The organism is Kitasatospora sp. NPDC023176 (genome assembly GCF_055560495.1).
Map to the genome: position 1 here is coordinate 1 of NZ_JBVHIP010000078.1, position 7,312 is coordinate 7,312.

Below are 7,312 nucleotides of genomic sequence, written 5' to 3' on the forward strand. Positions count from 1 at the left end.
CGGACTACTGGTCACGAAATGCGCGAGCGCCTGCCGGTTGCCGTCCTCGCCCAGCCGGGCCGCCATCGGCTCCACCGACTTGCGCCCGCCGTCCACCAGCAGCCCACGCACATAGACCTGTCCCCAACGGCGCTGATCGTTGCGGGTAAACGCCTCGAACAGCTCCGCCGTGAACGCCTCCAGGTCCTCCCAGACCTCAGCCATCTCCCCAGGTGTCACACACCCTCAACGACGCAACCCACCAACGGACACGCCATACCAAGACGAACCTGACCAAGCCCTACTAGGCGGACCAGATGCCGCCGTCGCCGTAGGTGAAGACGGAGTCACCGGCGCCCGCGTACGCGTTGCTGAGAGCGAAGGTCGCGGTACCGGGCCGGTAGACGCCGTAGGCGGTGCGCCCCTGGTTGCTCCAGTCGCCGATGACGGGAAGGTCGCCCTTCACGCCGTAGGCAGCGGTGGTGACGGTGCCATCGTCGTGGCGTAGGGCAATGACGTTCTGGCCGCCGTCGTTGGTGCCGGGGCGGAAGACGCCCATCTGGGTGTGGCCGACGCCGTCCCAGTCGCCGACGATCGGAGTATCGCCGGCCTGGCCGAGGGCTGCCGTCGACACGCTGCCGTCATCGTGGCGGACGACGTACGTGCCGGTGCTGGGGCGGTAGACGGCAATCTGGGCATGGCCGTTGTGGTCCCACATGCCGGGGACGGGGATGTCGCCGGCCTGGCCGAAGGAGAAGGAAGTGGCGCTGGTGTCGTCGTGGCGGACGGCGAAGGTGTTGGTGGAGGGACGGAAGATTCCGAGCTGGTCGTGGCCGATGCCGTCGAAGTCGCCGGTCATCGGGAGATCGCCGGTTTGGCCGAAGCCGACCGTCGTGGTGCCCCCGTTGGTGTCGCGCAGGGCCCAGGTACCGTCCCGGAAGACACCGACGGTGGTGGCCGCGCCCACGCCCCAGCGGCCGGACACGGGCAGGTCACCGCTGTACGTCGACGGCTTGGCGTCCGTCGGGAAGACGGGGGCCGGGCCGCCCGTGGTGAGGCCGGCACTGGAGGCGCAGGACCAGGCCCCGGGGCCCTGGTCGGCGAGGATCTTCTCGGCGATGAGGATCTGCTGTTGCTTGGTCGCGAGGTCTGGTCGCGCCGCGTAGGCGGTGCCGCCGTAGTACTTCCAGTTGGCCATGGTGATCTGAAGGCCGCCGTAGTAGAGCCCATTGGCGCTGACGATGCTCCAGTCGCCGGTGCTCTCGCACATGGCGACGCGGTCCCAGGTGGTGACGGAAGCTGCGGAAGTGGTGCCGGCGGTCAGGAGTGGTGCCGCGGCGGCAGCGGCGCATGTGACGAGTAGGGCAGCCTTGCCAAAGCGAGTGACGGATGGAGCGGAGGGCATGGCGGGCATGTAGGAGGCCTCGCAATCAGATGCAGCGTGGACGGAAGTCGTTTGGACGGGTGACTGGTTGGGGGGCGACGGGGGCAGGTCGGGATGGCACGGCCTGCCCCCGGTGAGGCGGTGGGTCAGGACCAGGTGCCGCCGTTGCCGTAGGTGAAGACGGAGTCGGCGGTGTCGGCGTAGGCGTTGCTGAGGGCGACGGTGGCGGTGCCGGGCCGGTAGACGCCCTAGGTGGTTCGGCCCTGGTTGCTCCAGTCGCCGACGACGGGAAGGTCGCAGCGCCCATCTGGGTGTGGCCGACCCCGTCCCAGTCGCTGACGATCGGGACGTCACCGGCCTGGCCGAAGGCTGCCGTCGACACGCTGCCGTCATGTCGTAGTGCCGCGCCGCGAACGTGCTGGTGCCGGGCCGGAAGACACCGAGCTGGTCGTGGGCCGACACCGCCGAAGTCACCGGTCATCGGAAGGTCCCCGGCCTGGCCGAAGCCGACGGCTGTCGTGCCGCCGTCGGCATCACGCAGCGCTCAGGTGCCGTCGCGGAACACGCCGTCAGTGGTGGCCGATCCAACGCCCCACCGGTTGGCAGGGAGCGGAAGGGTCAGACCGGCAGGCCGGCCAGCGCGGCGATGACGCCGAGGGTCGGATTCTGCCCTCCCGCCGTACGCACGGCCGGTGCGCCCACCGTGGTACGCACGCCGACGGCTGTCCGACTGCCGCCGGCAGCCAGCGGGGTCCGGCCCCGGGCGAACGGCACATGCCCGGGGCCGGAGTGCGGTGGATCGCGGTCAGCGGGTGGGCGTCAGCTCCAGGTGCCGCCGTTGCCGAAGGCGAAGACGGTGTCGGCCTGGCCGGCGTAGGCGCCGCTCAGAGCGAAGGTCGCGGTGGACGGGCGGTAGATGCCGTACGTGGTACGGCCGGTAGCGCTCCAGTCGCCGACGATCGGCAGGTCGCCGGGCTGGCCGTACGCCGCGGTGGACACCGAGCCGTCGTCGTGCCGCAGGGCGAAGGTGCCCGTCGAGGGCCGGAACACACCCATCTGCGCGTGCCCGGTGCCGTCCCAGTCCCCCACCACCGGCAGGTCGCCGGACTGGCCCAGCATCGCCGAGGTCACCGAGCCGTCGTCGTGCCGAACCGTGAAGGTGTTGGTCGACGGCCGGTAGACCGCCATCTGCGCGTGCCCGTTGGCGTCCCAGTTGCCCGGCACCGCGAAGTCACCCTGTTGCCCGAAGTTCAGCGAGGTCGCGCTGCCGTCGTCGTGCCGCAGGGCGAAGGTGCCGGTCGAGGGCCGGAACACGCCCAGTTGCGAGTGCCCGGTGCCGTCCCAGTCCCCGACGATCGGCATGTCGCCCGGCTGCCCGAAGTTCAGCGTCCCGTCCGCGGGCCCCGAGGCGTTCGTGATCCGCAGCGCCCACGTCCCGTCCCGGAACACGCCGACCGTCGTCGACCTGGACCCCGGCCAACGCCCCGCCACCGGCACGTCACCGCTGTACGTCGACGGCTGGGGGGCGACCACCTGGTCGTCGATCACGCTGTTGTTGCGGGCCGGCTTGAACGTGCCGTGGCCGGAGTAGTACGGGTACGGGATGACCCGGTGACGGACTCCGTCGCCGGTGAACTCGTAGCCGTAGTAGGAGTTGTGGCCGCTGTCGGCCCACTGGTCGAAGATGACGATGTGTCCGGCGTAGGCCGCGCTGTCGTTCAGCAGCGAGTCACCGGGCTTGAGGTCGTCCTTGCTGCCGAGCCAGGAGGCGACGCCGCTGGGCACGAACCTGGTGGTGTCCAGACCCGGGGTGTCCAGCTTCCACGCCATCGAGGCGTAGCCGGAGCAGTCCTTGCGGTACCCCTGGTAGGTCTCGCCGGTGTGGGTGTACTGGAGTCCCTGGCCCACCCACGAGTCGGCACGGGCGATGACCTCGGACCGGGTGATGGACGGCCCGGCGGCCAGCTCGGAGGCGACTCCGTCCGCGGACGAGCGGTGGGTGGTGATCGGCGTACTCGGCCCCTGGCCTGCGCCGCCCTTGTCGTTGTCGACGACGCCACCGGACGGTATGGGGGCCGCGATCCCGGTCGGCTGGGCACTCACCGGACCTATGCCTATGGCGAGGACGGACAGTCCTGCTGCCACCAGGACCGAGGTCGTGCGGGCTGCGGAACGCGAGAGGGACATGGGTTCTCCGAACTGGACGTGGGTGGATCGGGTGGAATTGCCGAAGGGTGCGCGGCCGCGGTGGGTCCTCGTGGCCTACCGGCTCGATCAGCGATGGAGACTGATGGTGTAGCCGCACAGACCGGTGCCTCGCCGAGGCGAGCGCGTCGGCGATGAGGTGCCGGGTTTTGGCCCGCGCGGTGGTGCCGGGGCGGTTGGGTCTGCACCTGACGGCAGCGGGGCAGGCGTGCTGCTGGGCGCCACCGCAGTGGCCTGGGCGCCGGTGTCGAGGCCGGCTCAGGCGAATCCGCTGGCGGCGACGGCGCACAGCGCGGCGGCAGCGCGGACGAGGGTCGAAGCCTTAATGGCTACAGGGGTCTCCCGGGGTCGGGCGCGGAAAACAGGTGATTGAGCATCAGGGCGATGGCTGTAGAGATGCGGCCTGGAAGACACGCTCAGGGCGTGCCGGCAGGACGTGCGGCGTCGTCAGGGCGCGGCACGGCAGAAGGGCGCCGGCGAAGGCTCGGAGGTGACAGGAAGGCGGTGAATCGATCGCGGCCCGGGTTCGTGCCGTTGGCCCGGATGCCGGTCGGACGGTGCCGGGCGAGCGTGCGTGGTGTTCAACCGGTGGTGATGCTCTCGTGTGCCGTGAGCGGATCGGGCGACAGGTAGCGCCGGTTCAGCCGGGGCGAGGTCCGGTGGCTTCGGGCGATCACGGTGTGGGCGCGCTGGAGGGCACTGGCTCGTCGGGGGAGTCCAGGGGCAGCACGTAAAGTAGCAGGTCGACCCGTCCGGGTTCGTGACGTGCGCTGACGTGCTGGAGTCCGTCGCCGGACAGGGAGTGGGCCCACAGGGCGTCCACGTCCTCGGCTTGGTGGTTCGACTGGACGCCGTCGTCGGACTGTCGGGGGATCAGGCTGGCGTAGATGATCTCCATGACCGGCTCGTCCGCCCCATCCGAGCCTCTCCAGGGCCACGGCCGGGGCGGGGGCGCCAGCCGTGGCCGCCAACGCCGCGGAAGGCAGGAGGCGCCTCGCTGCTGCCGTCGGCCAGCCGGGACAGCGTGGTGAACGGCTCATGGAACGGCTCTGGATACCGCTCGGCGACGTCTGGGGTGACGACCACGTGATCCGACGACATGAGGAGGTCGAAGCCGAGCCCCTCCGTGATCCGTGCCCAGTCGCGCAGCACGCCGGGATCGGTCCCCGGCCCGAAATTCATTACGTTCACGCCAAGTTGCATGGCCCGAGGCTATCTCCGCAACCGTGGCGCACGGAACCAAATCCTCCCGGTGAAAGCCGCAGTCCCCCGTGGTTCTCCCGGTAGAACCATGAGATGGCCGTGAATCTCGACGACATCGACCGGGTGGTCCTCCAGACGGTGAAGCTGCGGGCGTTCAACCCGCGGGCGGTCGAGTGGCAGCGCATGCACGCCGTCGCCGCCGTGTTCCACCTCCAACACGGCCACCTCGACCCCACCGACAAGACCCAGCATGGCGAGCTGATCTCCTGGCTCGACCGGCAGCGCTACCTGAACGGCCAAGGCCTCCTCGACGCCGCGCGCGTCTCGGAGCTGGACGCGCTCGGCATGATCTGGTCCAAGCACGCCAACGCCTGGGAACGCGGCTACGCCTACGCCCGTGCCTGGGCCGCCCACCACGGCCACCTCGCCATCCCCGCCACCGAGAAGCTCGACGGCCACGCGGTCGGCGCCTGGATGCGCCGTCAGCGCAAGGCCGAGGCCCTCGGCGCCGACAGGCCGCCAAGCTCGACGCGCTGGACGAGCTGTGGCGCCTGGAGCCGGACCGGAACAGGTCGTACCGCCGCCTGCTCGCCTACCTCGCCGCCGGCGGAACCCTGGACGGCCCCGCCAACCGCACCGGCGGCGAAGCCGACCCCACCTTCCGCCCCGGCACCTGGCTGCGCAAGCAGGACAAGGCCCGCACCGAAGGGAAGCTGACCGACCACCAGGCTGCGCTCCTGGACGCGCTCACCCGGCACGCCGAGACCGTTACTGGCTGATCCCACCCGCAAGACCCCGCCGTCCCGGCCCACCGTGGGCCGGGACGGCCGCCCGTACCCGTTCCCGACTCCCGGAGGTACCGCGCGATGACCGACACCACCCGCCCCGACCCGGCCCGCCTCGCCCCGGCTGGAGCTGGCCCTGTCCAGCAGCCGGCCCGCGCCCGCCGACGGGACCTGGGCCGCCCGATCCTCGGTTCCCCGCTGGTGCGCGGCTCGGTGTGGCGGCGCTGGTCCGGCCACGACGGTATTCGCACCCTCCACCAGGGCGCGGACCTGGCCAGCGGCTGGACCGAGAAGGACGTCGACGGCCTGGACGGCTGGGCGGCCCTGGTGGATGGTCGGGTCGTCCTCGGTGCCCGCCCGGACGGTGGCCTGCCGGAGCCCGTCGTCCACGCCGAGGCGTGGGAGGCCGGCCGCGACGCTGCACGCCGTCCTCGCCCAGCACCCCGATCGCACCCCCTTCACCCAGGACGAGGACGACGAGGACGTCGACCAGGAGCACGGGCGGCTCGGCGCCGTCCGCAGCCGGGTCCGCTGCCGGGCGGCCGGAATGACCCTGGAGACCATCCAGCAGGCCCTGCACCGAGCCCGGGACGGCGAGCGCACCGCTGACCGGCACGCCGATGCCGGAGACGAGACCGCCTACACCACCGCCAGGACGTCGCCGCCAGCGCCCGCGAGGCCGCCCACCAGGCCCGCCAAACCACCGACGTTGTCCACCGCCGCCTCTCCGGTACCGCCGCCCAGCCCCTCTACACCGCCCTCGACCGCGCCAGCCTCCACGCCCTCACCGACGACGACCACCAGGCCGTCCGCGACCTCACCCACCACCTCGACCCCGCCACGCTGCGCCAGGTCATGAGCTGGCTGGAGCGCATCCGCGCCGCAGCCTTCGCGCTGCGCGGCACCGAGGCGGAGAGGCCCGCCCGGCCCGTCGTGCGGCGCAGCGGATTCTGACGGCTCGTTGCCTGGTGAAAGGTGTTGACCTTGCTGTTCGGCGGGCGTTGGATGGGCGCTCCCGGACCGGCCCCCCACACCCGGCCTGCCGCGCACAGGAAGGACCGTGCCCTGTGACCGACCCCAACGCCGATCGCCCCCACACCAGCCGCCGCCGCGAGTGCGAGGACTGCCAAGCCGGACCGGACACGGGCGACATCCGCACCATCTCGATCGGCCGAGACGGAGCCGTCACCGCGATCTGGCACACCGACCGGTGCCCCACCGATCGACCAGATCCTGAGGGAGGCCGGCGTCGCGAAGGCCAAGCAACAGGACGCGCGGGCCAAGGAAGCCTTCCCCGCCGCCCACAGCCGGCTACGGGATGCCGCTGCCGCGCTCCCGTCCGGAACCGCCGCGGGCCCGTTCATCGCGGCTCTGCTGGAACTCGTCCAGACCCAGGCCGACGACACCGGCTGCTTCGTCGCCCTGCCGACGTGGGCCGAGATCCTGGACCGGCACTTCCCGCCGAAAGACCCGGCCTGAAACGCACAGCGGATCCGGGGGGCAGCGGCGCTTCATCGCAACCCGGGTGTGTGGGGCGAGCCGGTCTTCGCCGTCCCGCCTGAGATGCAGGGAGGCCGCCACCTCATGGGTGGCGGCCTCCTGTGCCTTCTTGGGGCCCGGGCAGCCTACCGCCGGCCCCTGACCCCGCTGGGGGCGCCCCCAGCGGGGTGATGGGCCGGCGGTGGTGTTCCCGTCGGGGGGGTGGTGGGTTGGGTGGTGGCGGCTGGGGGCCACGACCCCGGTCTCGACACGCGGG

Annotated in this window: 6 protein-coding genes and 1 pseudogene; 1 reads left to right on the forward strand and 6 read right to left on the reverse strand. The window is 71.6% G+C overall.

Annotation, left to right across the window (positions count from 1 at the left end):
• From ACZ3YL_RS42155 to ACZ3YL_RS42175, 5 genes and pseudogenes are all read right to left on the reverse strand, one after another.
• Positions 1–204 (reverse strand): transposase (locus tag ACZ3YL_RS42155; RefSeq protein WP_465663131.1); only part of this gene is annotated, 204 nt, incomplete at its 3' end.
• Between the two features lie 79 nt (positions 205–283).
• Entirely contained in the window at positions 284–1,393 is a 1,110-nt protein-coding gene (locus ACZ3YL_RS42160) for a transglycosylase family protein (protein WP_465663133.1), read from the reverse strand.
• A gap of 789 nt (positions 1,394–2,182) precedes the next feature.
• Positions 2,183–3,550: a hypothetical protein gene (locus ACZ3YL_RS42165; RefSeq protein WP_465663135.1), complete on the reverse strand. Its 1,368-nt coding sequence runs from the start codon at positions 3,548–3,550 to the stop codon at positions 2,183–2,185.
• Between the two features lie 691 nt (positions 3,551–4,241).
• Entirely contained in the window at positions 4,242–4,466 is a 225-nt protein-coding gene (locus tag ACZ3YL_RS42170) for a hypothetical protein (protein WP_465663137.1), read from the reverse strand.
• Between the two features lie 110 nt (positions 4,467–4,576).
• Positions 4,577–4,771, reverse strand: a pseudogene (locus tag ACZ3YL_RS42175) (LLM class F420-dependent oxidoreductase); the annotation flags it as partial.
• Positions 4,772–4,864: 93 nt separating this feature from the next.
• Here ACZ3YL_RS42175 and ACZ3YL_RS42180 point away from each other — a divergent pair.
• Positions 4,865–5,488, forward strand: a complete 624-nt coding sequence (locus ACZ3YL_RS42180; protein ID WP_465663139.1) for a helicase associated domain-containing protein — start codon at positions 4,865–4,867, stop codon at positions 5,486–5,488.
• Positions 5,489–6,195: 707 nt separating this feature from the next.
• Here the strand turns inward: ACZ3YL_RS42180 and ACZ3YL_RS42185 are convergent.
• Positions 6,196–6,381, reverse strand: a complete 186-nt coding sequence (locus tag ACZ3YL_RS42185; protein WP_465663141.1) for a hypothetical protein — start codon at positions 6,379–6,381, stop codon at positions 6,196–6,198.
• Positions 6,382–7,312 lie beyond the last annotated feature (931 nt).

Bases quoted from the DNA above. Each gene is read 5' to 3' on its own strand.
- ACZ3YL_RS42170 (WP_465663137.1), bottom strand. From the start codon at position 4,466: ATGGAGATCATCTACGCCAGCCTGATCCCCCGACAGTCCGACGACGGC.
- ACZ3YL_RS42180 (WP_465663139.1), top strand. From the start codon at position 4,865: ATGGCCGTGAATCTCGACGACATCGACCGGGTGGTCCTCCAGACGGTG.
- ACZ3YL_RS42160 (WP_465663133.1), bottom strand. From the start codon at position 1,393: ATGCCCGCCATGCCCTCCGCTCCATCCGTCACTCGCTTTGGCAAGGCT.
- ACZ3YL_RS42165 (WP_465663135.1), bottom strand. From the start codon at position 3,550: ATGTCCCTCTCGCGTTCCGCAGCCCGCACGACCTCGGTCCTGGTGGCA.